1 protein-coding gene is annotated in these 795 nt (G+C 34.2%); it reads right to left on the bottom strand.

The features are described 5' to 3' along the window. Nucleotides 1-116: 116 nt before the first annotated feature. Entirely contained in the window at nt 117-746 is a 630-nt protein-coding gene (locus PVK62_RS17385; protein WP_274445634.1) for a hypothetical protein, read from the bottom strand. Between the last annotated feature and the right edge of the window lie 49 nt (nt 747-795).

The following is a 795-nucleotide window of genomic DNA, read 5'->3' as shown; positions in this document are numbered from 1 at the left end:
TAACGCCTGCATAACACGTTTGCTACTATGCAGATCAAGCCTAAATTTACCACTTAATACGGTAAACCAAAAGAAACCTAGAATGCCGAATGTAGCAAATCGTGTTGATGCGATTGTTATAAAGATATCTTACAACTTTCATCATAGCTTTGAAGGGCCTTATTAATATGAAAAACCGAAGCCAATGCAACACCTTCGTTAAATGCATAAGACCCAGTTGCAAAAGAAAAAAGACCCAATATAAGATAATTGGCATGGACCTCTGTCGATAACGTTCCCATAAATGCAATAAAAAATAGTAAGCCGATTATAACCATCAATGCCCCAGTAATTAAATTGTACCCCCAAAAGAGTTTATCAAACCACTCTAACTTTATTCGATACGATTTATTATCCAGATCATCAATATTAGGCATAATCTTCGCAACTCTTAATAAATGCCTAAATGAAACCTTGGTATCAACCCGTTTGCTTATGGTCAAAATAGCATTCAGCATCGGAGTACTAACTCTTACACCATGAGCAACCCTGAAACATTCAATTTGAATTTCATCCTTTAGATGAGACTTTATTTTATCGGTTACATTTTCATTTCCTAAAGCTTCTATTAAATCATTCATTCTACGTTTTCTATTGAAACTCGAAAAATCAATAAGCCTTGGGATATTCATCAATATAAGAACAACAATAAGAATGAGAGCAATGCCATAATTACCCTCCTTCATTGATGTATATAATGCGTCCATTTATATTATTTACTCCATCTTTATAACGCCTGCATAACACGTTTGCTAC

The sequence above is a fragment of the Aliivibrio sp. S3MY1 genome (assembly GCF_028765575.1).
In the GTDB taxonomy this organism is placed as follows: domain Bacteria; phylum Pseudomonadota; class Gammaproteobacteria; order Enterobacterales; family Vibrionaceae; genus Aliivibrio.
Note: the sequence above shows the minus strand (reverse complement) of the source record. Positions and strands in the feature narration are given on the sequence as shown.